Below are 24,588 nucleotides of genomic sequence, written 5' to 3' on the forward strand. Positions count from 1 at the left end.
ACGCGCTTAAAATGCGCGCATCCTGTGTGATGTGGGTAATTGCCACCGCTTCGCCTAAATGCAGTTGATGAAAGTCGCTATCGTTGTTCAGCTTGGCCAGCAAGGTTTTAGGGCTCTTACCCAATAACCTAGCCACCTCTGAAATGTTGTGGTCATCCGTCAGTGATGCAGCAGCTGCAAGTGGATCTGTAGAAACTGCCGACGGTTTTCGCATGTTTGTTTTGCTGAAAAACATATAATCCACCTTACTGACCGTTTGCAGCGCTTGGTGAATGATTGGTTTTGAGCTTTCCATTAGTGATTTTTTCAATCTGGAAAGCTCGTAACTCAGGTACTGTTTCCCCCCATTGAGAAATAGAACCTTTGGTTAAATTCAGGGCTTTAGCGATTTTTGCCTTGCTCCCGAAGTGGGCAATTACGTCAGATGTCTTCATTTAATGCCTTAGGCTTTGCCAAAAAGTTTAACAAGCAAACAAAAGTTTAGCTCACAAAACTTTTTAAGTATAGGACTTTTAACTTTTCAGGGTTTAGAATGCTTAACTATGGACATATCAGAACGCATCAAACAGCAGATGCAGGCCTTAGGCCTAAAGGCTGTAAACATTGTAAAATTAACTGGTGTCTCTAAAGGCACGGTTAGCCAGTGGGTGAATGGTGTATCTACCCCAAGCGGACAAAATCTCATCGCGTTGAGTAACGCACTTCAATGCTCGCCGGAGTGGATACTTACAGGTAAAGACGAGTCATATTCAAAACTAAACTCTGATAGTTCTGGCTATACAGAAATACTTGGTGGGTTTGATTTATGGGATAACGACACGCCTCTCGACGATGATGAAGTGGCAATACCTTTTTTTAGAGAAGTAGAGTTGTCAGCTGGTGATGGATCCACCATGGTAAAAGAGAATAATGGTGCTAAATTGCGATTTGCTAAATCCACGCTTAAAAAATGTGGAGTATCTGCAGAGTCTGCGGCTTGTGTAATGGTTTCAGGTAATAGTATGGAACCAGTTTTGCCTAATGGTTCAACCGTTGGTATTGATAAATCACAAACCCAAATTATCGACGGTAAAATGTATGCTGTTGATCATAACGGTATGTTAAGAGTAAAACTGCTATATCGCACCCCTCAAGGTTTACGACTGAGAAGTTACAATCAGGATGAATTTCCTGATGAATCGCTAGTTTTTGGAAAGGACAGCATTAGGGTTATCGGTAGAGTTTTCTGGTCGTCGGTACTTTATTAAAAAGCATTGCTAACCGCTTAGCCATCAAGGAGGATTTTTTGAACACTAAAATAGTCACATTTTCAATACTCGCATATGTGGCAGTAATCCCCACAAGCTATGCTGGTATTTTTGGGCCAAAAAATTACGATGAGTGCATACTCGACGGAATGAAAGGAGTTACAAGTGATAAGGCTGCGGCATTTATAGCAATATCATGCCGCAATCAATTTCCATCAACTATTAATTTTTTGCATCCAACTAGAATCCTTTCGGCAGAAGAACTAGCTAAGATAACTGGTCGAGGCGAGCATGGATCTTTAGCAAATTACTTTCATGGTACTTTCTATAACGGCAATCCAAAAGTAACCATGTCAGAAGTTGTTATCGAAATAACGGCTAGTAAAGCCAATATAAAAGAATCGAAAATATATACTGTCAGCGTCACAGTTGAACCCCTATCTACCAAAGACTTTTCATTATCAATACTAGATGCTGATGCTGGCTCTAATTATTCATGGTCAATTATAGCGGTTAAAGGCTACTAATATTCAGTAATAACAAAAACTTATATTAATTAAATTTTATAGGTTACTTATTTTGTATTTCAAGCCTACAGCGCCCGCTGTGGGCTTTTTTATTGCCTCGTCTAAAAATAATCTCTGCGAAAAATAACCTAATAAAAATCATATCCTTATCTATAAATCTCAGTGTTAAACACGTCTGCATAAAATCATTTTGTTTAAAAGACTAAACTTTTCTCATTGACACTTTTGTTTATTTGTCTAAACTTTGTTTTGCAAACTAAACGCTCTTTAACAATCTGGCCCATGAACAACTAAACCCGCCTAGAGCGGACTAGGTTACTCCGAGGATCACGCGGCGGAGGATAGTAATCCGCGTAAACAGACTTGTGCGCCTCTTGCGGCGACCGGATAGCAGATCCCCCAGATAAGGGATAAAACGCGGGAATACCCCGCGGCGGCTAAGTGAATTGTTCACGTTCTGCGAGCATGACCCGTTAAGCACACAACCCCGCCCCGTTCTGGCGGTTAGGTAAGAACACCATGCACCTTGCTTTTACAGCGAGGTCGCATTGGGAAGCAGTTTGCACAATCGGTTAAATAGCACTGGGAGCAACGTGCTGAGTTACGGCGTTACAACGCGCTGGTGTACAGCGAAAGCTCGGAAGGCCGTACACAAACTGCTTCACCAATGCGACTTATAAGGAGAACGCCATGAAAACTTATGGCAGAAGTTCATTAGAAATTGCCGAGGATAACCTGCTAGAGCTGGTTGTCCCTGTATTCAATATCAGCCGTGGTGACGCACAAAGGCTGTGCATTCAGCGCCGCGAAATCGGCACTGAATACCGTAAAGCAGGCCAAGCGCTGCTAGATGTCTGGGAAGGCACAAAGGAACAGATTGAAAGCGTCAATTGCTTGTTGCTTGCAAAACAATTAGCGGTTTTGAAATCACACTAATCACGCCAACCTGCGGCACCAGCAGGCAATCTCACTAGAGGACAATCCCATGTAAATCACTAGCCGTTAGAAGCGGTCAACAAGGTTTTACAGCTGCCACTTGCGAGATTGATTGAGCGAGTGGCATCGATAAAACCAACAGGAGGACTTATGGAAGAAAACATAAAAACGCTATTAGCAAATCATGCTTATTGGGCTGATAAAAAACGCGAACTTCAAGAAGATACTAAACATGAGTTTCACTCTTGTGATGGTGTTGATACTGCTGGCGAAGGACGTGATTTTCACTCCTTTGGGAAAAATTGCTACCAACGAGCTTTTGAACTTAGGGAAGAAATTTCATCATTTCACGAACCTTATTCTTTTGATGAGTGTTTTGATGAAATCGAGCCTTGCGAACACTGCGTTAGGCATAAAGAACTAAAGAAACAGCTTGCGCAAGCATCTAGACGTCTTGGGAATGTTAGAGCCGCAATAACAAAGATTGGCCGAAAATTACAATGTTAAACATTAGCTTTATCAAAGTTTTTTACTTTCACTGAGAGGCTTTGCTAAAGCCTATCAAGGAGGATATATGGACGACCGCTATACGGTTTATGAAAACCAACTGCTATACGCGCTGACCGTGGCGCTTCTTGCTAGCCCACTTGGTAGCAATACCATGGAACACCCAGCAGTTAAAAACTGCCTTGAAGCTATCGAACAGCACTACTTAACGGGTAAGCCTAGCTTTCAGTTTGACGTTAGTTTCTGCGACTTTACTGGATACCTTTACCACCTTGTTGGTGATAAGCGCCAAGCAGTGGCCACATTGCGCATTGACCGATTTGGCCGAGCCCGGACTTACCGCATAGGCCCAGCGATTTGCCACATCATCCAAACCACCGACCGCACTGAGCAATACATTGAGCGCAAAGAACGGCGCCGCGGTGTTCACCGAATTGACATAAGGAGTGCCATACCGTGCTTGATGCAAACTCAATAGGCGATCACCTGACCGCCAAACTTTCAAACTCAATCGCGCTCGATAACGCCAAAGCCGAAGCGATTGACGCTAAGGCTGAGTGGATTGAAAACCAACTACAGCGAGGTATTGCAGTGGAAGGACACGACCTAGACACCATTATCGAAACCGTACTCGATAACGATGGCATTAACGAGGCGCTAAAAATCGCCTATCTGTACGGCAATCCGCACGGCATCAATGTGTTAATCGATGCCGAAATTACCCGCTTAGCCAATGCGATAGCGCCTGACTTAGTTCAAGCGCACTTGGATAGCATGGAGGATGCAGCATGAGCAAGCTCTTTAAAATGACCTTTAATCCCATGGCGAGCGCGCCAAAAGGCACTTGCAGTATTACTTACTGCATCGAGGTTGATAGCCTAGCGGACGCAGAACGCCAAGCTGAGACTAATCTAGCCGCAGAGGGTTACAACCGCCGCCACTTTCGTCGCAATATCGAAAGCCATTGCACGCTAGTGAACGAACAGCAAGACGTCAGCGAGCCAGTTAAAACCGAAGTAATCACGAAAAGTGAACCAATTAAAGCGGCTAAGTGCGATGGAAATCATGCAGGCCCAAGCTGCGCGGATCCAGAGTGTTGGAATGACGATATTAAGCCAAGCTCAGTCAATGATGATTCATTTGATGACGACCCGTTTGCCGCGTTCGCGCCACCAGCATGGACCATTGAAACGCTTAATGTGCGCTTAGAACAATTGGCGCCAGGTGAACGCCTGATTATCGATGACTTGCCCGATGACATTTACCACGGCGCAATCGGCGTTAGCTCAAGCAAGCTCAAGCTGTTTATTGAGTGTCCGCAAAAGTATTACGCCAAGTACATCGCAAAAATCATCCCTGACGCGGAAAAAGCCTACTTTGATTTTGGTAAAGCTATTCACACGGTTTTCTTACAGCCTTGGCTATTCGAATCAAGCTATGTGTGCCAGCCAGAAGAAATCAAAATCCGCAGTAGTAAGGTTTGGTATGCGTTTAAAGAGAAAGCTGATGCCGCAGGGCAAGTCGTGCTAACGCAAGCCCAATGGGATGACATGCCGATACTGCGCCAATCACTTGAGTCTAACGCCAAAGCTAAGGCACTAACTACTGGCGGCGTAGCAGAACGCAGCATCTTTACCCGCGACGTTGAAACGGGCCTGATTATTAAGTGCCGACCCGACTACATGATCGGCAAGTTGATAATCGATTTAAAAAGCGATGCCAGCGCCGATCCTCGCTTCTTTGGTCCTAAAGCCAAAAAGCTTGGGTATCACATTCAAGATGCGCTTTATACCGATGTAGCCGGTGCCGATGAATTTGCCTTTTTAGTCGTCGAGTCATGCCGCCCATTCGTTATCACCGCGCCAGTTATTTTAGATGCCAACGTCAAACGCTTGGGTTATCTCAAGTACCGCAAAGCGATGCGCGAACTTAAACGCTGTATGACGCACAACGTATGGCCTGCATATACCGACCTAGCGGTAACTGTAGGCCTTAACCATTTCGAGCAACAAGATTTAGAAGCGCTCGAAAACGAACTCACCGACTCAATGGAGCACGCAGCATGAGTAGCAAGCTAGTTTTCCCCATGTTCACGCCAGTTTGTGAACGCGATGGGCGCAACGATGGTCAGCAAATATGTTTTGAGTCCTATTTAATGAGCGCAGAGCAAGCCAAAGATAAGATTAAGTATTTTAACGGTATGTATGGTGAGACAGTCATCGGCATGGTGCTGCCATTTGCTAACCGCATCAAAGTAAGCGGATTCAGCAAAGACCCCGTTTTTGAAGCAACCTTCTTAGGTCTAGGTACTGACTACGAGGAATTTGAAAACGGAGCCGTGCCTTTCAGCGTTGCTATTTACCTAAAAGACGACGGTCAAATGGGTAGCGCAGCGGTCCATTGTGTGCAGTTTATTTCGACAATCGAGGATTTTTCAGATGATCAGCAACAACACTCAGCTTAAAAAGGTCGAGCAAGAACAGCCTAACCGCTTTCTAGTTCCGGCAAACTTTCAAGAAGCCTTTCAAATTGCTGAAATGCTGTCGCAATCTGAAATGGTGCCTAAAAACTACCAGCGCAAGCCTAATGACATTGTTATCGCTATGGCAATGGGTGCTGAACTTGGCTTTCAGCCACTGCAATCACTGCAAAATATCGCGGTGATCAACGGTCGACCATCTGTTTGGGGTGATGCGTTCCGCGCGCTAATTATCGGCGCACGAGATTTAGTCGAGTTTAAAGAGTGGTACGAAAACGATACGGCGCACTGCCACATTAAACGCCAGTTAGCGTCTGGCGCTGTTGTGGAGTTTAACGGCTCATTTAGTCTTGAAGATGCCAAGCAAGCTGGATTGTTCGGTAAGCAAGGCCCTTGGACACAGTACACCAAGCGCATGCAACAATGGCGCGCACTGGGATTTGCTGGCCGCGATGCCTACGCCGACCGCTTGCGTGGTATCTGGCTAGATGTTGAAGCGCAAGACTTGCCGCCAGAGCGCGACATTACCCCACAGCCTGAGAAGCGCGCCGACTCAACGCTAAATCAAGTGTTAAGCGGTAATGCAGCCAGACAAGAAACGGTCATTGAACAGCCAGCACAAGCCGCACTGCCTAATCTAAGCGAAAAGCTGGAAATGTCGCTGCGTGACTGCGGCAATCTTGACGAACTGTTAGAAGTTGGTGAAGCCATTAAAAAAGCAGTGGGAACAAGTCAAATCGACGCAGGACAACGCCAGTACCTTGGCAAGCTGTTCTCCAAGCTGCAGCGCGACTTTACCGCAGTCAATACAGAAACAGGCGAAGTCGCCTAACCCCTCTTCACTCCCTTTGTTAACACTCAATATGGCGGCGCCATAGCCGCCAAAGGAATCGTCATGTCTTTAATTCTGCCATTCGACACCGAAACAACAGATTTGCCAGATTGGAAAAGCCCAAGCGAAGCAGATCACCAACCCCACCTAGTGCAGTTAGCCGCGCTATTAGTTAACGACAAATTTGAAATCATCAAAGAGTTGGATGTAATCATCAAGCCAAACGGCTGGATCATCCCAGATAAAGTTGCAGCTATCCACGGCATCACCACCGAACGCGCAATGGATGAAGGTATTCCAGAGCAAGAAGCCTTAGCGCAGCTGCTCGAAATGTCACAAGGTGCGCTGCGTGTTGCCCACAACAAAAATTTTGATCATCGCATTATTCGCATTGCCACTAAGCGCTATAGCGATGAGGCAACGCAAGATGCTTGGGATAATAAAGATAACTTTGAATGCACCATGCAAATGGCTAAGCCAATCATGAAGATGCTGCCTAAAACCCGCTTCGGCTTTAAGTCGCCGAAATTAGAAGAAGCCTACGAATTTTTTACTGGTAAAAAGCTGGAAAACGCTCACAACGCAATGGCAGATACCAAAGCTTGCTTTGAGGTTTACAAAGCCATCGTACTTGGCGCGAATAAAGCCGCCTAACTAACCACCACAAACAATTATTCACGGCGCCACAATGCTGGCGCTGTGACTTTGCTTTATCTAAAAAATACTGAGGATCCACATCATGGCCGCAAAATCCCCTAAAAAAGTTGAAGAAGCCGCACCAGAGCAAACAAATACCCTGCCAGTCCCGTTTGAAGAAATAACCGAAGCAAAGGCCGTCGAACTTGGTCCCTTGCTTTACACCGAAGCAAACTCATTAACGCCCTACCTTGAGCATATCAAAGCCAGCGTAAACGAAGTGCCAGACCTCACCACCACCAAAGGCCGCGACCGTATTGCCTCACTTGCCGCCAGTGTAAGTCGAAGCAAAACCGCAATAGAAAAGCCCGGGCGTGCTTACTTGAAACACGTTAAAGCCGTGGTTAAGCCTATCGAGCAAAACCTGAAAACGTTTGTCGATGCTTGCGACGCCTTGCGCGATAAAACCCGCGAACCTTTAACCAAGTGGGAAGCGGATCAAGAGGCAACCCGCCAACGTCTGCAAGCCAAGGTGGATTACTTTGGTGAAGAATACCAAAGCATGCTTGAAAACATGCCAGGCAACTTGCATGAGCGCGCAGACTTTATCAAATCCGTGCTTGATGACATTAAAGCCGAGCCCGTTGGCGATGACTTTGAGTCAATGAAGGAAGCTGGCGAAGCCGCCAAAGCCGAAATCATCGGCAAGATGACACTCGCGTATCAAGCCGCGCTGATTGAATCAGACAATCAGCGCAAAGCTGACGAGCTGGCAGAACAAGCGCAAAAGGCCCGTGAAAAACAGATTGCCGATGACGCAGCGGCGAAAGCCAAAGCGGATGCGGAAGCTGCAGCGCAAGCACAAATCGAGCAAGCAGAGCGCGATAAACAAGCCGCGATACAGCGTGAAGAACAGCAGCGCCAAGCAGCTATCCGTGAGCAAGAAGCAGCAAAACAACGCGAGCAACAAGCAGCAGAGCAAGCTGCCGCCAATGAACGTGCTCGCATTCAGCGAGAGCAGGAAGCCAAAGAAGCCGCAGAACGCCAGGCAAAAGAAGAAGCCGACCGCAAAGCCGCTAATGTCGAACATCGCCGCGCAATCAATAAAGCCATTATGCAGCAACTTATGGCCCTTGGCACAAGCGAAGAACTCGGCAAAGCCATCATCACCGCAGCCGTAAATGGCGAACTTGGCGCGATGGTTATCAACTACTAATCAGCTAACACAATGCGCGGCTTAGGCCGCGATAGGCTTCTTTTTAGGAGAAGAAAATGGGACGAGGTAGAAACATTAATCGCGGTATCGGCGGCGACGCAATCGAAGCGCCGAAATCTGAAAACTGTAAGCGCGGCGATATCTTAGTAGGCCAAGCCACAGTAAAAGCCTTTAAGCACGGCTGGGCACTCATCGGCTCACGTTTTACCAGCAACAAATCACGCGCAATAGAACACGCAAAGCGCATTGACCGCATGTTGGTTAGGGGGTGATTTATGAGGCGTAACCTTAAGCACAGCGTCGAGCCATTAACGACTGCAGACACCCACGGCAAAACGCCGTGGAACCCAAGCCGTAGAGCGTTAAAACTGGTGAAAGACAGAGTGGAAATCCCCTGTACCTGCCATTACTGCAGAGGATTAGTTGAAATCAGGCATCATCAAGAAATCTATAACGGCCGTCAGTTTGGTGAATGGCCGTGGGTTTACGCCTGCAATGACTGCGACGCATACGTCGGCATGCACCCATTTACCAACCTTCCGCTTGGCACACTGGCTACCGCTGAAACCCGCGCAGCGCGCAACAAAGCTAAAGCGGCATTTACTCAGTATTGGGAAAGTCACCGCATGACGCGCAACCAAGGCTATATCTGGCTAGCGAAGCAGCTCGGTATCGAAAAATCAAAGTGTCACATCGGCTGGTCAGATACCGCTCAGTGCCAGCGCATTATTCAGATTTGTCAGGAGGCAGCATGAACCATCTTATCCAAGGCGGCGAATCTGCCCAGCGCTTTGATCTACTGCTAAAACTGACCAAGATTGAATCTGAACAAATCAGCGCCGCGCTCTTTGATTATTACGTTAAGGGCGTAAAGTCTGGCACCGCAGCCATCACTAACGACACCAAAGCAGGCAACGTCAGCCGTGCGATGGAATCGCTAGAAGAACGCGCCGCAATCGTCGAAGCAATCAAAGAAATCGACTGGGAAAAGCATCTTGCCAAACTTGCAGCAGCCCATGAGCGCATCGCCGAGCTAGAAGCGTTTATTCAATCACCCCAGCTCAGTTAACCGATAAAAAATAGCAACTCTTTCACCTTCGCTTTTCGCCCACATATAAACTTTGAGAACCTTCACTATGAGCAATAACTGCACATACGCTAACGCTTTGCGCGCGCAAAAAGCTAAACCTGTTCACCTCTTAAAAGAAGTGGGCGACCAATGGCAAACGCCACCAGCACTTTACTGGGGCATATTCGCCAAGTTTGGCCCGTTTGTATTGGACTTGTTCACCGATGGCGATAACGCCAAATGCCCACGCTATTACACCGTTGAAGATAACGCCCTAACCCAAGACTGGACTAAGGACTTGGCAGGCGGCAAGGCGTTTGCAAATCCGCCTTATTCCCGCGCCAGCTACGAAGATAAGCAAGCCATTACAGGCATGCGCAACATCATCGCTAAATCCATAGAGGAACGCGACAAAGGCGCTCAGTTTGTTTACTTGATTAAGTCTGCGACCTCAGAGGTGTGGTGGCCGGAAGATGCGGATCATGTTTGCTTCATCCGTGGGCGCATTAGCTTTGACCTGCCAGAGTGGTTTATTCCAGCAGACAAAAAACAGGAAGCCTCAAGCGCCGGATTCGCCTGTGCAATTGCCATATTTGATAAAACGTGGCGCGGTGAGCGCATGAGCTACATCAACCGCGACGACCTACTACGCGACGGCCAAGTGATGCTCGATATGGTTGCAGCGGCGGCGAATAAACGGGAGGCAACATGACGCCATACAACAACTATCAGCACTGTGCGACTGACTGGCAGCGCAGCACCTACCAAAAAGAAGATAACAAGCCCAACAAAGAAAAGTACAAAACTCGTCAAAAAATCGAGGATTTTGTACTTGCTAAATCATTGGGTTTAGATATTGAGGACTTGCAATGAAAGAACCTGACGACAGCGAGGAATCTCGCGGAACGTGGGCAATGGTTTGTCTCGCAATAACGCTATTTCTATTAATGATTTACTCAGTGCTTGACGCTAAGGGGTTGTTATGAAAATCACCGATGAAGAACTCATGCAGTGTATTTGGCAAATGCAGTTGCGCACGGTAACAACGGGCGTACTCGATTGCTATGTAGGGAATGAATACGCGGTTAGTGGTGCAAAGTGTGATAGTGAATTTTTGTACGCTTCATCAATGAAGTTATTTAACCGTGAGCATTTAACTAGCGTGATCTGCAAGTCTCAGTTGCTATTCCGTTTGCGCGATTTGGCCCGTCAAAAGCTAATCAAAATAGATAGAGGCGCATTTCGCATTGACAAACACGAAGCGCGCGAAGCCTACCAGCTCGCGCGCCAATGGTGGCTTGATCATGGGGTGCCCACAGGCTACGACCGTGAGCATAACTGCATGCGCTGCGTCGAGCTTCAAAACTACAACACCATGGTTGAGCAGTGCCTAGCGTACCTCAACCACCACTTTAGCAAGCAAGGTTTACGAGGTGCAGCATGACAAAACGCAGAGTGTTTTTAGACGGCAATGGCTCAAGCCAAATCAATGTTGAAGGTCTTGGTGCTTATGTTCCTGCCACCGACCTGCTCGATGTTAAACAAAAACTGGGTACCGAGATTCAGCAATTAAAGGACCAAGTAAACGCGATGCAGTTGGAACGTTCAACGCATATCGATGATATCGGCATCGACAGATTTACCAATGCGATGCGCCTAAAAATGGCCTATGCCAGATCAAAAGGTCGCAGCGGTTGGAATGATCAAGCGCTGTGCTCAGGCGAGCAATTAGCCGCGGCATTGGTTGAACATTTAAGCAAAGGTAATGCCGGCACATTCGAGGACATTGCGAACTTCGCCATGATGCTGCACCAACGCAAAGAGTCGCCAAGCCTGTTGGTTGATGCTATCGGAAATTTAAACGCTACAGCAGGCAATAAACTAGAAGCCTTACGTGACTCAATACAAGCGTGTGAAAACCAAGGGTATAGAGTGATGTTCGGTAACTGGCAAGTTACTGGCGCCATTCTTTCTGATTCTGATGGTGTAATTGAATTAGTCCAAGAATAGGGGTGAATTATGGATATCGATATAGAAGATTTCACCTTAGATATGATCATCGCGCAGGCCAAAGCAGCACAGCTTAAGAAAGAAACTGACGCTGAAAAGCTGCCAGCTTTGTTCGACAAAACGCTAGATGCACTGGTTTCTGCATGTGAAAAGCTCGAAGCAATTACCGCAGAACGCGACCAGCTGGCGACACAGGTTGAAATGCTTAAATCATTTATATCACAACAAGCAATACCTAACTTATTGGTATTAAGTACTGATTATCCTCAGTGTTTAGGGATAGATAGCGCAATAACAGACGCTGAAGAATTAGTAAAAATGGCACCTGTTAAATGCCTTGCTGATATCCGCGCCAAGGCTATACGTCAATTCGTAAGCGACACCAACGAAACGGGGCAACTGAGTTTTCCTGATTGCCAATGGCTTGAGCAGTGGCGCGACGAGTGGCTAGAAGAAGCGAATAAGGGTGGTGAGTAATGGTGGATCATAAAAATAGAAAGGTAAGTGAAACCAAGCAGATCGATAACGCTACTTTTGAACAATGTGGATTTAAAGGATGCACTGTAAGAATGACAGTCGGAAAAAAGGTAGTTGGTTTTGCAACGACTGCTTACTCATGGAGTATGACCGATGAAGTTAGACAATACGCTGCTGAGCGTATTGATTTACTAATGACTATTTCACAAGGATTTAGTAACGAACAGTTATCGAAAATGCAGTTGAAACAAACTAAGGGTGGTGAGCAATGAAAACCACAATAACCGCAGTGCTTACCTGCTTGGTTGTATCACTGTTAATGACGCTGATTATCGTCGGGGTATTTAACTTTTACACCGATACACCGCCGCTTATCTCCATGTTTATTTGGGGAATCTGTTTTAGTTCATCTTGGTTTTCAGTATTCGCAATCACTAAAACCTGCAAGGTGTTAGTGCTAGACGATAAAACCCGAGTGATTACCGTTGACGAACGTAGCAATAAGGCAGGTGCATGATGGCTCTGATTCTAGGCGATACGTACCAATTTAAAGGTGGTCGTGAACAGATTATTTATGTTGGTGACTACGGCAGCTGGCATCAATTTGAGCTTAAAGGCGAAGTCGGAGTTATTTGGTGCGAGCTGTTAGATAGTGATTTGCATTTAATTGAAAAGGCAGGTGCAGCATGAGCAGTCAAATTAAAGGCTATTGGAACACTAAGAAATTAACTGAGCGTTACAACTGTTCAAGTCGCACTATCTTTCGCTGGATGAAACGAGACAAACACCCGTTTCCAGCGCCAAAGATTATTGCGTCTGGCAGCAATAACCTTTGGTCGATAAACGATGTTGAACAATGGGAAGCAGAGCAAGCGCAGCTGTCACAGCATGCAGCCTAAGGTTGCGCTGTGATAACACTTAACCGCTTAACCCACGCACTATATGCCTTAGATTGTTCCTCTAAATATTCATGGTGGTCATAAACCTGCCATTGACCTGGTAGTTTATGGCCTAACATGATTTCAGCAATATGCGGATCAGTGAGTGTTGAAAAGTTAGTTCTCGCTGTTTTACGCAAGTCATGTATCGACCAGTGTTCCATTTCATAATTCATGTTCTTACGCAGCCATTGGTTAATATTGTATGGCAGCGCCACAGACGACGATCTGCCCATTGGCTTATCGGTCCCCGTGTTATTAAATAAAAAATCCCCTTCACTCAGAAGCATCGCTTCTTCAATCAAAGCCCTTGTCTCAGGTATTATTGGCCTGAGCAATGGCTTCTTAGTTATCTTGCCTGTTTTATGGTTTTCAATAGGCACAGTCCAAACCAAAGTATCAAAGTCAAAGTGTGACTTTTTACTTAATCTCAGCTCACCGTTACGACACCCATAAATCAAATTTAGCTTTAAAAAAATCTTATTCTTGTACGCAATGCGCGAACCTTCAACCGCCGTCCAGAACAGCTTTATTTCGCTTTCATCCAACGAGCGAATACCGACGTTCTTAGTGATCTGAAAGTCGCTTTTAGCGCTGATATCAACCAATGCATTTGACGTTAGCACACGCCTCTTGACGCCCCATTTTAAAATCTGCTTGGCGTTAGTCAGTATTCGGTCGGCAATGCCCGGAGAGGTCTTAGCTTTGCTCTCAATAATCTTAAGCCAAGCATGCAAGCTAACTTTATCTGCTGGCAAGTGGCCGATTTCTGGCAGTACGTGTAATTGAAATGTTCTAAGTATTTCGATGTGACTTGTCTTGTTTGGTATGCAGTAACCTTCATACCACTGAGTAAACAGATCAAACATGGTAAGCGCAGTTGATACTGCTGTGAACTCAAGCTGCTTAACCGTCTTAGGGTTATTGCCTTGCTCAAGCTCTGCACGCAAGCGCACGCACTCACTTCTAGCATCCTTAAGTGACATGAGCGGATATGAGCCCAAATCAACCCTAGAGGGTTTGCCGCTATACCTATACCTGATTTGAAAGGTGAGCTTACCCTTTGGCGATACGCGAACGCTTAAGCCGTCGCGGTCTGCGCGCTCGAAAGCCTTAGGGTGATCTTTAGATACGTTAGCTTTTAACCATGAGTCAGATAAAGACATTTATAGCTCACTGTGTACAAAGTTTTCCGATACGAATGTACATAGTGTAAGTTTGTACTCAGATTTGTACAAGTTTTGCTTGTCTCAGGAGGGCGAAAAGTGTCGCAGGTTGTCACAAGTAGAGGTTGTTAAATGTTGATTCTTAATGGTTTAAATTTGTTTTATGTCGCAGGTTGTCAGTGTATGACTTTAAGCATGTCATTTGGGTGCGATATGATCGCGAAGGTGCGACGTTTATCGACCTCTACTTTATTGCCTGACATGTTAACCTATGCACTTGTATCGCTAAAAAGGCGCAAATTATAGCGCCTCAGTTCGAGCTTGGCTAGGCAAAGCCCGAGATGAACTCGGGCTGAGAGAGGTTATTTTGTGGCTTCGAGCAAACCTTTGACTTTGGCGAGTTCAATACGCGCATATCTATGTTCGACAAAATCATAGATATTGGTTGCCAATGCTAAGCGAAAATAGTTTGCCGCATCTTGATATTGCTTAGTTTCTATCGCCATTTTTGCAAGGTAAAAATAAGCTTCGCATAAACGTTCAGCATATTCTTTCGGATATGTTAAGCCTACTTTAGCAGCTGAAAACACCTCATCACGGCTTTTTTTACCTAAATAATAATCGACGATAACGGTCGCCCAAGCATCATTTTCTAAATTCTGACGATGCTGCGCTAACTGTTTTTTAGCTTCAACGGAGTCAGCTTTCAAATCAATCAAATACAGCCATAATGCCCGATAACCGTCTTTATTATCGCCTGCATAAAACGCCTGCATATCTTTAGTCGCTAAATCAATGCGGTCGCCATAGTACAAAGCAATGCCGCGATTCAAATAGGCATAATCATAATTAGGTGCTAACTCTAATACGCCATCGAAGGCTTCATAGGCGCTGTCGAATTCACCTTCTTGGGTGTAATAAATTCCAAGGAAATTATAGGCATCAGCGAGATCAGGCTGAAGTTTTAACGCCTGCATAAAATCAATCCGTGCGAGCAGTCTTAAGCCCACACTGTCGTAAATCACACCACGATCGTAATGAAATCTGGCTCTCTGTTCATTCGTCAGTTCGACCGTAGCCAAAATCTCGTTGAGTTTTGCCAGTGTCACTTCGACTTTATAATCAGGCATAACCGGCGCGACAACCAATTTACCTTCAACATCATTATGGTTATCTAAAGGAGACTGGGTGGTTGCGCATCCGGCTAACAACAGACTGGCACTCGCCAGCACAGCAACGACAGCGGTTCTAATTTTAAGACTCATCCATTTCTACCTTTTTAGATTCCCAACATACGCAGAAGAATCTTCATGATAGCAATCCCACCACAGGACCGCTATTAGGGAATTAAGATTAATACTGACTTTCTTAATGCCAAAACAAAAAAGGAGATCATTTGATCTCCTTTTGATGCAATCACTTAAAAAGTGTGTGCCTATAAATAAGTCAAAGACTCATTATTCAGCAGCAGCTTCTTTCGTTTGTGCTTCTTTAATTGACAGACGTACGCGGCCTTGACGATCCACTTCCATCACCTTAACGGCAACTTCTTGGTTCAGCTCAAGGTGATCAGACACGTTAGCAACACGTTCATCACTGATTTGTGAAATGTGTACTAAACCGTCTTTGCCCGGCAGAATATTCACGAATGCGCCGAAATCAACGATACGGATAACCTTACCATTGTAGATACGACCCACTTCAACTTCTGATGTGATTTCTTCGATACGACGGATAGCTTCTTTAGTTGCTTCGCCGTTTGAAGAAGCGATCTTCACAGTACCATCATCTTCCAGTTCAATCGTAGTGCCCGTTTCTTCGGTCAGAGCACGGATAACTGCGCCACCTTTACCGATAACGTCACGGATTTTTTCTGGGTTGATCTTGATAACAGTGATACGTGGAGCGTGATCAGAAATATCATCACGGTGTGAACCAATCGCTTGATCCATCACATTCAGGATATGCACACGTGCGCCATAGGCTTGTTGCAGTGCGATATCCATGATTTCTTTAGTGATACCTTCGATCTTGATATCCATCTGCAATGCAGTAATACCATCACGCGTACCAGCAACTTTAAAGTCCATGTCACCTAAATGATCTTCATCACCTAAGATGTCAGAAAGAACAACGAAATCATCGCCTTCTTTCACTAGACCCATAGCGATACCCGCTACAGAAGTCTTGATAGGTACACCGGCATCCATCAGCGCGAGAGAAGTACCACATACTGACGCCATAGAGCTTGAACCGTTAGATTCAGTGATTTCAGATACAACGCGTACGCTGTATGGGAATTCAGCCGCTGAAGGCATAACAGCGTTAATACCGCGCCAAGCTAACTTACCATGACCGATTTCGCGGCGCTTAGGTGATCCCACCATGCCTGTTTCACCAACAGAGTATGGAGGGAAGTTATAGTGCAGCATGAAACGGTTAGTGCGCTCGCCCATGATGCTGTCGATCTTCTGTGCATCACGTTCAGTACCTAAAGTACAAGTGACTAACGCTTGAGTTTCGCCACGAGTGAACAATGCGCTACCGTGAGTACGTGGCAATACGCCCGCTAACACACTCAATGCACGGATCATGTCTGGTTCACGACCATCGATACGTGGCTCGCCACGGATGATGCGACCACGAACCACTTTCTTCTCTAAGCTACCCAGTAAGTTGTCAACTTCACGTAAATCAACGCTTGGATTGCTCGCTAACAAAGCTTCTTTTGCTGCTGCTTTAACAACAGAAACTTGAGCATAACGATCTTGTTTAACTTGGATTTTATACGCATCACCTAAACCAGCTTCAGCAAGCTCTTTGATTTGGGCAACTAAATCGGCATCTTGCGTTGGTGCAGTCCAATCCCAAGTTGGTTTACCGGCTTCTGCTTTAAATTCAGCAATCGCCTTGATAACCACTTGTTGTTGATCGTGACCGTAAACTACAGAACCTAACATCACTTCTTCTGGTAATGCTTGGGCTTCTGATTCCACCATTAATACTGCACCAGCAGTACCAGCAACCACTAAGTTAAGTTGGCTGGTTGCAAGTTGTGCAACACTTGGGTTCAACACGTATTCGCCATCAATGTAACCCACACGTGCAGCACCTAAAGGACCGCTGAATGGAATACCAGAAATAGCCAGTGCCGCAGAAGTACCGATCATGGAAATGATATCTGGCTCGATTTGTGGATCGACAGATACTACGGTAATGATAACTTGAACTTCGTTTTTGAAACCATTAGGGAAAAGAGGGCGAATTGGACGGTCAATCAGACGAGCGATTAATGTCTCATCTTCTGAAGGACGGCCTTCACGCTTAAAGAAACCACCAGGAATTTTACCCGCTGCGTAGGTTTTTTCTTGATAGTTAACAGTCAGAGGGAAAAAGTCACGGCCTGCATCTGCATCTTTTTTACCGACAACAGTGACTAACACTGTCGTGTCACCCATACTCGCTAAAACGGCTGCATCAGCTTGACGCGCTATAACACCTGTTTCCAGGGTGACTGTATGTTGACCATACTCAAAACTCTTTACAATAGGATTCACGTGACCCATTCCTTAATTAATGACCTTGAATTACGCGCGTAAGTATACTGCAATTCGGATCAATAGATAAAGAGCAGATAATGATGACAAATACGTAACTTTTCACTAAAGTGGTTAAATCAACAAAGAGTTGCGGTTTATATTGATACGGAAAATCTCGCCGATGGTGAATAATTATCATGAAGGATGCGCCCGATGACAGGCCGTTTTAAGTCACTGACGTGGAAACAAACTAACCTAGTCGTATTTACTGCCCTATTTTTTGCCATTGCCATTTTTATTGTTGAAATCGCTTTAGTCGTCGTATCAACCAAACAACAACTCACGACCACTCAGCAAGAACTCCTTGATTCAGTTGAACAACCTGCAGCAAATGCTGTATGGGCATTAGATGATAATTTAGCCCGTCAAACTTTAGAGGGTGCCATCAAAGTCGAACATGTTGGCTCGGCGGTGATTGAGCTAGACGATGGCTCAATGTTTGTTTCTGTCAGTAATAATAAGCAGAATAACTCACAGACTTTTATCAGTTTATGTAATAAATTATTTGATGATCTCAAAGAAATTTCTCGCCCTTTGTATAGGCCTTTTTATTTTGAAGGTACCCAACAACAGCAACTCATTGGTACATTAACGGTTTTCTACGATACCCAAGAACTAACAAACACTCTCTTCTCGCAGTTAAGATTTAGTTTTTTTGCCACTCTCGCTCGTGCACTCTTACTCACCTTAGTGCTTTCCGTGGTATTCCATCGCTTCCTGACTCAGCCTATCGCACGCATCAGTGAGGCCATCGATAAGATCGAACCCGACTCTCCGGATGAAAATCTCTTACCTATGTCCAACGCACACAAGGATGATGAACTCGGCCTAGTGACCTCGAAATTCAACCAAATTCTTATCCAATTTAGCCAAACCCAATCCAAACTGCGCAAAATGGCGACCCGAGATCCGCTAACAGGCTTACCGAACCGCACACTATTGCTTGAAACCATTGCAGTCACTATCCAACGCTCGCGAGTACACAAACGCAGCTTTGCATTGATGTTTATCGACTTAGACCGTTTTAAGAATATCAACGATTCCCTTGGCCACGCATTAGGCGATCAATTCCTCGCTCGTATCGCCCGCATTCTCGAACGCTTCGTTGGTGATAAAGGCACAGTTTCCCGCTTAGGTGGCGATGAATTTGTTATTCTGGCCGATACAGTTCACACCCCAGACCAAGCAGCAGATTTTGTAGATAAGCTACTGCTCCAGCTCAATGTCCCGATTCAATTAAATGAACATGCAATTCATCCTGCGGCATCGATTGGGATTTCTATTTATCCCGAAGACGGTAACAGCGCTGAAGATTTGATCCGTCACGCTGACATTGCCATGTACAGCGCGAAAGCTGCAGGCTCGAATCAATGGGCCTTCTTCAAACAACAGATGACTGAGCGAGCAGCAGTTCGTTTACGCACTGAAGCATCTTTACATGATGCATTAAAAAACAATGAATTTTTACTGTATTTCCAACCGAAACTTGATCTGCAAACAGGCAAAGTCATCGCCTGTGAAGCCTTGATCCGTTGGCAAAAAGACGGACGACTCATCAGCCCCATTTCCTTTATTCCCATGGCGGAAGAGACAGGTATCATCATTCCTATAGGTCGTTGGGTGATAGAGCAAAGCTGTAAAGTACTTAGGGAATGGCAGAAAAAATATAACTATGCCATCCCAATTGCAATTAATGTTGCCTCACAGCAATTTGCCGATGCTAGTTTAGTTCCCGATATCAAACAGATGGCATTACGCTATCAAATCCAACCCGAATTACTGGAAATTGAAATCACTGAAACCTCGTTGATGAACGACATTGAACTCGCTATCGCTAAGCTTGAACAATTGAAATCAGCCGGATTTGGTATTGCAGTCGATGACTTTGGCACAGGGTATTCTTCACTCTGTTACCTGCGCCATTTGCCTATCACTACCATGAAAATCGATCGTTGTTTCGTTTCCGATCTACCAGGGGATAGCGCAATTGCATCGACCATTTTAATGTTGGGAAAGCAGCTTAATTTGACCATTGTGGCCGAAGGCATTGAAAATGAGCAGCAATTGGATTGGTTGAAAGAAAATCAGTGCCAAGTCGGCCAAGGTTTCTATTTTAGTCAACCTCTACCCCAAGCAGAATTTGAAGCGCTGTATATAGCAACACAAACAGCAACAATAAGCAGTCTTGATGGTTTACGTGGGGCTTAGGATATTTACATTGGCACTTAAGTATCGATTCGATGCTTAATCACATCAAGCTAAGCATAACGGACCTAAACATTAGACTGATTTTGACTGTAAATTCTTTATATCTCTCGTTTACACAATAAATATTCTGTTGAATTTTAGACAATAAAAAAGGAGGCTAAGCCTCCTTTTTCACGTTAGTCGACGCGAAATTAACGACGTAGACCTAACTTTTGGATCAGAGCAGTGTAACGTGCTAAATCAGTACGTTTCAGGTAAGCAGTTAACTTACGACGTGAGCTAACCATACGTAACAGACCACGACGTGAGTGGTGATCATGAATGTGCTCTTTGAAGTGATCTTGCAAATGGTTGATTTGCGCAGTTAACAAAGCAACTTGAACTTCAGTTGAACCAGTGTCGTTTTCACAACGGCCAAAATCAGCCAAAATTTTTGCTTTTGCTTCAGGACTTAGTGACATGTATATCTCCAAATAAATAATATGAATCTCTAGCCGATCACTAACTCAGCCAGAGGGCGCGCTATTTTACCCATAAACCCACCCTAGCGCAATAAAAGGCAGGGACTAATGCATCAACTAATTTAATCATTTGTCGATGGATAGCGGGCTAATGCGTTTCTGCAGGTTCGTCATGGATAACAATGAGTCGTTTCGGCGCTAATAAGCCATCTTCGTTCATTGTGCCAATCCCCACAAATCGGCGAATGTCACCTAAAGTGATACGTACCAACTCATCGGTTTTCAATTCTGCATTAACCGGTACCCGAACCACTTGACCTTGCATTAAGTAAGGAGCTATCGCATCCGGCACATTCACCTCTGGGAAATCGGCCACGGCCGTGTCCATAGGCAATAACAGAGGGTCGAGTAATACGCTCGGATCTATCTGTTGTTCATGTGCTTGAGCAACTAGCGCTTCAAGTTGTTCTAAAGTGACCATTCTGGCATAGGGATACTGCGCAACTTGGGTGCGGCGCAGCATAATCACATGGGCGCCACAACCGAGCATCTCACCGAGATCGTCTATGATAGTGCGAATATAAGTGCCCTTAGAACAATGAATGTCTAAGGTCAGCTCATCGCCTTCAAGACCGATGAAATTTAGCTCAAATACCGTAATAGGGCGAGATTCACGCGGCACTTCTATGCCTTCACGAGCATATTTATACAGGGGTTGACCCTGATATTTCAGCGCGGAATACATAGAAGGCACTTGCTGAGTTTCACCACGAAAGAAATCAAGCGCGGTTAATAGCTGCGCCTCGGTAAAATCAATGGCACGGGTTTGCACCACTTCACCATCGGAATCACTGGTATCTGTCCGTTCGCCAAGTTTTGCAGTGACTAAATAGCGTTTATCGGCATCCAATAGATGCTGAGAAAACTTAGTCCCTTCGCCTAAGCATACTGGTAACATACCTGTCGCTAACGGATCGAGTGCCCCCGTATGCCCAGCTTTATTCGCATTAAAAAAGCGCTTTACCCTTTGCAATGCAAAGTTAGAACTCATGCCAGTGGATTTATCCAGCAGCACTATCCCATCGATAAAACGACCTTTTGGACGACGAGCCATTAATCTTTACCTTCAGTTTCATCTGCGTCATCAGCAATATCATCACCTAAGACTTCATCTTCAACCGATGCGTCTTCGCTGCCAAATTGCTGTTGCTTCGCTTTGTCTTGGTTGATCACTTGGCTAACTAAATTAGACATGCGCATACCTTCAACCAGCGAGCTATCGTAGATAAAACGCAGTTCAGGCATGACACGCAGCTTCATACGACCCGCCACTAAAGTGCGGATATAAGGAGCTGCGCTGATCAAAGCGTTTAGCTTTTCTTGAACGACAGCTTTGTCTTCTTCGAAAAAAGTCACAAACACTTTGGCATAGCTGAGATCGCGAGAGACGTCGACGTCATTCACAGTCACAAAGCCAATACGAGGATCTTTCATGTCGCGCTGTAGCACTTGAGCAAGTTCTTGCTGAAGCTGCTGAGCGATTCGACGAGTACGACTGAATTCTTTTGCCATAATATTTCTTACCATAGCTTAAATTGATAAGGGCGGCTAAAGCCGCCCTTATTATCGTTACAGAGTACGAGCAATCTCGACGGTTTCGAATACTTCGATTTGGTCGCCTACGCGAACATCGTTGTAGTTCTTAACGCCAATACCACATTCCATACCATTGCGAACTTCAGCAACGTCGTCTTTGAAGCGACGTAGCGATTCGAGTTCACCTTCGTAGATAACAACGTTATCACGTAGTACGCGAATTGGCGCGCTACGCTTGATGGTACCTTCGGTCACCATACAGCCAGCAATTGCACCGAGCTTAGGTGACTTGAACACATCACGAACTTCAGCCAGACCGATAATTTGTTGTTTGAACACAGGAGACAGCATACCTGTCATCGCTGCGCGCACTTCATCAATCAAATTATAGATAACGCTGTAGTAACGTAAATCAACACTTTCACTTTCTATAGTCTTACGGGCTTGTGCATCGGCACGTACGTTAAAGCCAACCATGATAGCGTTAGAGGCAGCCGCTAAGGTTGCATCCGTTTCAGTCAGTGCACCCACACCGCGAGCGATGATGTTCACTTTCACTTCGTCGGTAGACAAACCTGTTAACGAATCAGTAATCGCTTCGAGTGAACCTTGTACGTCTGCTTTAAGAACGATGTTCAGTTCTTTCACTTCGCCGTCTGTCATGTTCGCAAACATGTTTTCTAGCTTAGATTTTTGCTGACGTGCCAGTTTCACATCACGGAACTTACCTTGACGATACAGGGCAACTTCGCGAGCTTTACGTTCGTCACGTACAACTGTTGCTTCATCACCTGCAGACGGAACGCCTGACAGACCTAGGATTTCAACAGGAATAGATGGACCCGCTTCAGTGATTGAACGACCGTTTTCGTCTTTCATTGCACGAATTTTACCGTACTCAAGACCACACAGAACGATATCACCTTGGCGCAGCGTACCTTCTTGAACCAGAATAGTAGCCACAGGGCCGCGACCTTTGTCCAATTGTGATTCAATGACCACACCGGCAGCCATACCATCACGTACCGCTTTCAGTTCGAGAACTTCAGCTTGCAGTAAGATACCTTCTAACAGTTCATCAACGCCTTCACCTGTCTTAGCTGAAACGAAGGCAAACATGTTGTCTCCACCCCAATCTTCAGACATAACACCGTGTTGTGACAATTCGCTCTTAACGCGATCGATATCCGCTTCCGGTTTATCCATCTTGTTCACAGCCACGATTAATGGCACGTTACCGGCTTTAGCATGTTGAATAGCTTCGATTGTTTGCGGCATTACACCGTCATCGGCAGCAACAACTAGCACAACAATATCCGTTGCCTTGGCACCACGGGCACGCATTGCGGTAAACGCGGCGTGACCAGGAGTATCAAGGAAAGTGATCATGCCATTTTCAGTTTCAACATGGTATGCACCGATATGCTGAGTAATACCACCGGCTTCGCCAGCAGCCACTTTAGCGCGGCGAATGTAGTCGAGTAACGAAGTCTTACCGTGGTCAACGTGACCCATGATAGTCACAACTGGTGCACGAGATTCTAGCTTGATGCCATCTTCATCATCACGGTCTTGTAGCACTTGGTGCTCAAGCTCGTTTTCACGGATAAGCACAACTTTGTGACCCATTTCTTCAGCAACTAGCTGGGCAGTCTCTTGATCTAACACTTGGTTGATCGTGACCATAGAACCCATTTTCATCATCTGTTTGATGATTTCAGTCGCTTTCACTGCCATTAAATGCGCAAGTTCAGAAACAGTAACAGTTTCACCGATACGCACATCACGGCTCACGGCTGCCACAGGCTTATTGAAGCCATGCGCCATAGACTCAGGTGCAGTGCTGCGGTTACGCATGTGTTTTTCACGGCCGTCACGGGCATCTTTGCCGCCACGTTTTTTCGCGTTGCTCTTGTTACGAGCACGACGTCCGCGTTTTTCTTCATCCAGATCAGAAGTATCTTCAGCAGCACGAGCTACTTTAGATGTCGTGATGTGATGATCACCGTTTTTCTCGGCTTCTAAACGTTGGCGCTCTTCTTCGGCCCAGCGCTTAGAATGTTCTTCAGCGAGTAAGCGAGCAGTTTCTGCCGCTTTAGCCGCTTCTTCGTCTTGCTTACGTTTAGTTGCCGCTTCTTGCGCCGCTTTCAAACGTTCAGCTTCTAGACGAGCCGCTTCTGCTTCTGGTGACATATCTTTAACCACTTTCACTTCGGCTGCTGCTTTAGCTTTCGCCTTGGCTTCTGCTTCCACTTTTGCCTTAGCATCTGCTTCAGCTTTCACTTTTGCTACCGCAGCAGCTTCTGCTTCGGCCTTTGCTTTTGCCAAAGCTTCTGCTTCGGCTTTCGCTTCTTCTTCAGCCTTCAGAGTAGCCTCATTAGCATCACGCTTAACGAAAGTTCGTGTTTTACGAACTTCAACTTTAACATCTTTAGATTGACCACCATTACCGGCCACACTTAGGGTCGATACGGTTTTACGCTGCAGCGTCATTTTCGTTGGCGCATTTTCGCCACCGTGCTGCTTTTTCAGATAATCCAGTAACTGCTGCTTTTCAGCTTCAGTCACTTTATCAGCTTGGCCTTTCTTAATTCCAGCCTGAGAGAATTGCTCAATCAGACGTTCAACACTTTTACCCACTTCCGTGGCCAATTTCTCTACGGTAGTATCTGCCATCAGTTAAA

At 45.6% G+C, this 24,588-nt stretch carries 33 protein-coding genes; 24 read left to right on the forward strand and 9 right to left on the reverse strand.

The features are described from left to right. Both L5M28_RS01035 and L5M28_RS01040 read right to left on the reverse strand, forming a co-directional pair. Window positions 1-235: phage regulatory CII family protein (locus tag L5M28_RS01035; protein WP_263202153.1), on the reverse strand; the 235-nt coding region annotated here is incomplete at its 3' end. Window positions 236-245: 10 nt separating this feature from the next. Next, window positions 246-434 carry a Cro/CI family transcriptional regulator gene (locus L5M28_RS01040; protein WP_263202154.1) on the reverse strand — a complete coding sequence of 63 codons (189 nt, stop codon included), beginning with the start codon at window positions 432-434 and terminating at the stop codon, window positions 246-248. Window positions 435-542: 108 nt separating this feature from the next. On the opposite strand from L5M28_RS01040, the gene L5M28_RS01045 reads away from it, so the two are divergent. From L5M28_RS01045 to L5M28_RS01155, 23 genes are all read left to right on the forward strand, one after another. After that, window positions 543-1,247 (forward strand): S24 family peptidase, encoded by a 705-nt coding sequence (locus L5M28_RS01045; RefSeq protein WP_263202155.1) that lies wholly within the window; start codon window positions 543-545, stop codon window positions 1,245-1,247. 38 nt (window positions 1,248-1,285) lie between these two features. Beyond that, window positions 1,286-1,774, forward strand: a complete 489-nt coding sequence (locus L5M28_RS01050) for a hypothetical protein (protein WP_263202156.1) — start codon at window positions 1,286-1,288, stop codon at window positions 1,772-1,774. A gap of 690 nt (window positions 1,775-2,464) precedes the next feature. Further along, window positions 2,465-2,710 carry a hypothetical protein gene (locus L5M28_RS01055; RefSeq protein ID WP_263202157.1) on the forward strand — a complete coding sequence of 82 codons (246 nt, stop codon included), beginning with the start codon at window positions 2,465-2,467 and terminating at the stop codon, window positions 2,708-2,710. Between the two features lie 150 nt (window positions 2,711-2,860). Continuing rightward, window positions 2,861-3,217, forward strand: coding sequence for a hypothetical protein (locus L5M28_RS01060; protein WP_263202159.1), 357 nt, complete (start codon window positions 2,861-2,863; stop codon window positions 3,215-3,217). 67 nt (window positions 3,218-3,284) lie between these two features. Next, window positions 3,285-3,695 carry a hypothetical protein gene (locus L5M28_RS01065; RefSeq protein WP_263202160.1) on the forward strand — a complete coding sequence of 137 codons (411 nt, stop codon included), beginning with the start codon at window positions 3,285-3,287 and terminating at the stop codon, window positions 3,693-3,695. Next, window positions 3,674-4,009, forward strand: coding sequence for a hypothetical protein (locus L5M28_RS01070; RefSeq protein WP_263202162.1), 336 nt, complete (start codon window positions 3,674-3,676; stop codon window positions 4,007-4,009). The genes L5M28_RS01065 and L5M28_RS01070 overlap by 22 nt, the downstream gene beginning before the upstream one ends. Further along, window positions 4,006-5,283: a PD-(D/E)XK nuclease-like domain-containing protein gene (locus L5M28_RS01075; protein ID WP_263202163.1), complete on the forward strand. Its 1,278-nt coding sequence runs from the start codon at window positions 4,006-4,008 to the stop codon at window positions 5,281-5,283. Before L5M28_RS01070 ends, L5M28_RS01075 begins: the two co-directional genes overlap by 4 nt. Beyond that, window positions 5,280-5,681 (forward strand): hypothetical protein, encoded by a 402-nt coding sequence (locus L5M28_RS01080; protein ID WP_263202165.1) that lies wholly within the window; start codon window positions 5,280-5,282, stop codon window positions 5,679-5,681. The genes L5M28_RS01075 and L5M28_RS01080 overlap by 4 nt, the downstream gene beginning before the upstream one ends. After that, window positions 5,656-6,528, forward strand: coding sequence for a hypothetical protein (locus L5M28_RS01085; protein ID WP_263202167.1), 873 nt, complete (start codon window positions 5,656-5,658; stop codon window positions 6,526-6,528). Before L5M28_RS01080 ends, L5M28_RS01085 begins: the two co-directional genes overlap by 26 nt. A 63-nt stretch (window positions 6,529-6,591) precedes the next feature. Continuing rightward, on the forward strand, window positions 6,592-7,182 hold the full coding sequence (locus L5M28_RS01090; RefSeq protein ID WP_263198976.1) for a 3'-5' exonuclease: 591 nt from the start codon (window positions 6,592-6,594) through the stop codon (window positions 7,180-7,182). 85 nt (window positions 7,183-7,267) lie between these two features. Next, window positions 7,268-8,380 (forward strand): hypothetical protein, encoded by a 1,113-nt coding sequence (locus L5M28_RS01095; protein WP_263202169.1) that lies wholly within the window; start codon window positions 7,268-7,270, stop codon window positions 8,378-8,380. A gap of 56 nt (window positions 8,381-8,436) precedes the next feature. Beyond that, window positions 8,437-8,652: a hypothetical protein gene (locus L5M28_RS01100; RefSeq protein ID WP_263202170.1), complete on the forward strand. Its 216-nt coding sequence runs from the start codon at window positions 8,437-8,439 to the stop codon at window positions 8,650-8,652. Between the two features lie 3 nt (window positions 8,653-8,655). Continuing rightward, on the forward strand, window positions 8,656-9,135 hold the full coding sequence (locus L5M28_RS01105; protein ID WP_263202171.1) for a DUF3268 family zinc-finger domain-containing protein: 480 nt from the start codon (window positions 8,656-8,658) through the stop codon (window positions 9,133-9,135). Further along, window positions 9,132-9,449 (forward strand): hypothetical protein, encoded by a 318-nt coding sequence (locus tag L5M28_RS01110; protein ID WP_263202172.1) that lies wholly within the window; start codon window positions 9,132-9,134, stop codon window positions 9,447-9,449. Before L5M28_RS01105 ends, L5M28_RS01110 begins: the two co-directional genes overlap by 4 nt. Window positions 9,450-9,516: 67 nt before the next feature. Continuing rightward, window positions 9,517-10,161 carry a phage N-6-adenine-methyltransferase gene (locus tag L5M28_RS01115; protein ID WP_263202173.1) on the forward strand — a complete coding sequence of 215 codons (645 nt, stop codon included), beginning with the start codon at window positions 9,517-9,519 and terminating at the stop codon, window positions 10,159-10,161. Beyond that, a complete protein-coding gene (locus L5M28_RS01120; protein WP_263202174.1) occupies window positions 10,158-10,322 on the forward strand; it encodes a hypothetical protein in 165 nt (54 codons plus the stop codon). Before L5M28_RS01115 ends, L5M28_RS01120 begins: the two co-directional genes overlap by 4 nt. Before the next feature lie 109 nt (window positions 10,323-10,431). Further along, complete coding sequence (locus tag L5M28_RS01125) at window positions 10,432-10,893, forward strand: hypothetical protein (protein ID WP_263202175.1); 462 nt, start codon at window positions 10,432-10,434, stop codon at window positions 10,891-10,893. After that, window positions 10,890-11,459 carry a hypothetical protein gene (locus L5M28_RS01130; protein ID WP_263202176.1) on the forward strand — a complete coding sequence of 190 codons (570 nt, stop codon included), beginning with the start codon at window positions 10,890-10,892 and terminating at the stop codon, window positions 11,457-11,459. Before L5M28_RS01125 ends, L5M28_RS01130 begins: the two co-directional genes overlap by 4 nt. Window positions 11,460-11,468: 9 nt before the next feature. Further along, window positions 11,469-11,936, forward strand: a complete 468-nt coding sequence (locus L5M28_RS01135) for a hypothetical protein (protein WP_263202178.1) — start codon at window positions 11,469-11,471, stop codon at window positions 11,934-11,936. After that, on the forward strand, window positions 11,936-12,208 hold the full coding sequence (locus L5M28_RS01140) for a hypothetical protein (protein ID WP_263202179.1): 273 nt from the start codon (window positions 11,936-11,938) through the stop codon (window positions 12,206-12,208). Before L5M28_RS01135 ends, L5M28_RS01140 begins: the two co-directional genes overlap by 1 nt. Then, window positions 12,205-12,453 (forward strand): hypothetical protein, encoded by a 249-nt coding sequence (locus L5M28_RS01145; RefSeq protein WP_263202181.1) that lies wholly within the window; start codon window positions 12,205-12,207, stop codon window positions 12,451-12,453. Before L5M28_RS01140 ends, L5M28_RS01145 begins: the two co-directional genes overlap by 4 nt. Further along, window positions 12,450-12,626, forward strand: a complete 177-nt coding sequence (locus L5M28_RS01150) for a hypothetical protein (protein ID WP_263202182.1) — start codon at window positions 12,450-12,452, stop codon at window positions 12,624-12,626. Before L5M28_RS01145 ends, L5M28_RS01150 begins: the two co-directional genes overlap by 4 nt. After that, complete coding sequence (locus tag L5M28_RS01155) at window positions 12,623-12,835, forward strand: helix-turn-helix transcriptional regulator (RefSeq protein ID WP_263202184.1); 213 nt, start codon at window positions 12,623-12,625, stop codon at window positions 12,833-12,835. The genes L5M28_RS01150 and L5M28_RS01155 overlap by 4 nt, the downstream gene beginning before the upstream one ends. Here L5M28_RS01155 and L5M28_RS01160 read toward each other — a convergent pair. From L5M28_RS01160 to pnp, 3 genes are all read right to left on the reverse strand, one after another. Beyond that, window positions 12,832-14,040 (reverse strand): tyrosine-type recombinase/integrase, encoded by a 1,209-nt coding sequence (locus L5M28_RS01160; protein WP_263202186.1) that lies wholly within the window; start codon window positions 14,038-14,040, stop codon window positions 12,832-12,834. The two genes, L5M28_RS01155 and L5M28_RS01160, sit on opposite strands and share 4 nt — an antisense overlap. Window positions 14,041-14,402: 362 nt before the next feature. Beyond that, window positions 14,403-15,305, reverse strand: coding sequence for a lipoprotein NlpI (gene nlpI, locus L5M28_RS01165; protein WP_173243270.1), 903 nt, complete (start codon window positions 15,303-15,305; stop codon window positions 14,403-14,405). A gap of 192 nt (window positions 15,306-15,497) precedes the next feature. Further along, entirely contained in the window at window positions 15,498-17,597 is a 2,100-nt protein-coding gene (gene pnp, locus L5M28_RS01170; protein ID WP_105251702.1) for a polyribonucleotide nucleotidyltransferase, read from the reverse strand. Window positions 17,598-17,792: 195 nt separating this feature from the next. Between pnp and L5M28_RS01175 the strand changes: the two genes are divergently transcribed. Beyond that, window positions 17,793-19,847, forward strand: a complete 2,055-nt coding sequence (locus L5M28_RS01175; protein WP_263202187.1) for a putative bifunctional diguanylate cyclase/phosphodiesterase — start codon at window positions 17,793-17,795, stop codon at window positions 19,845-19,847. Window positions 19,848-20,038: 191 nt separating this feature from the next. Here L5M28_RS01175 and rpsO read toward each other — a convergent pair whose 3' ends face one another. The 4 genes from rpsO to infB all read right to left on the reverse strand — a co-directional run bounded on the left by rpsO (window position 20,039) and on the right by infB (window position 24,580). Continuing rightward, window positions 20,039-20,308, reverse strand: a complete 270-nt coding sequence (gene rpsO, locus L5M28_RS01180; protein ID WP_028761447.1) for a 30S ribosomal protein S15 — start codon at window positions 20,306-20,308, stop codon at window positions 20,039-20,041. Window positions 20,309-20,456: 148 nt separating this feature from the next. Then, window positions 20,457-21,422, reverse strand: coding sequence for a tRNA pseudouridine(55) synthase TruB (truB, locus tag L5M28_RS01185; protein ID WP_263178963.1), 966 nt, complete (start codon window positions 21,420-21,422; stop codon window positions 20,457-20,459). Next, window positions 21,422-21,880 (reverse strand): 30S ribosome-binding factor RbfA, encoded by a 459-nt coding sequence (gene rbfA / locus L5M28_RS01190; RefSeq protein WP_105251700.1) that lies wholly within the window; start codon window positions 21,878-21,880, stop codon window positions 21,422-21,424. The genes truB and rbfA overlap by 1 nt, the downstream gene beginning before the upstream one ends. A 57-nt stretch (window positions 21,881-21,937) precedes the next feature. Further along, window positions 21,938-24,580 carry a translation initiation factor IF-2 gene (gene infB / locus L5M28_RS01195; RefSeq protein WP_173497503.1) on the reverse strand — a complete coding sequence of 881 codons (2,643 nt, stop codon included), beginning with the start codon at window positions 24,578-24,580 and terminating at the stop codon, window positions 21,938-21,940. Window positions 24,581-24,588: the final 8 nt, after the last annotated feature.

Source organism: Shewanella sp. SW32 (assembly GCF_025653365.1).
Taxonomy (GTDB): domain Bacteria; phylum Pseudomonadota; class Gammaproteobacteria; order Enterobacterales; family Shewanellaceae; genus Shewanella; species Shewanella oncorhynchi.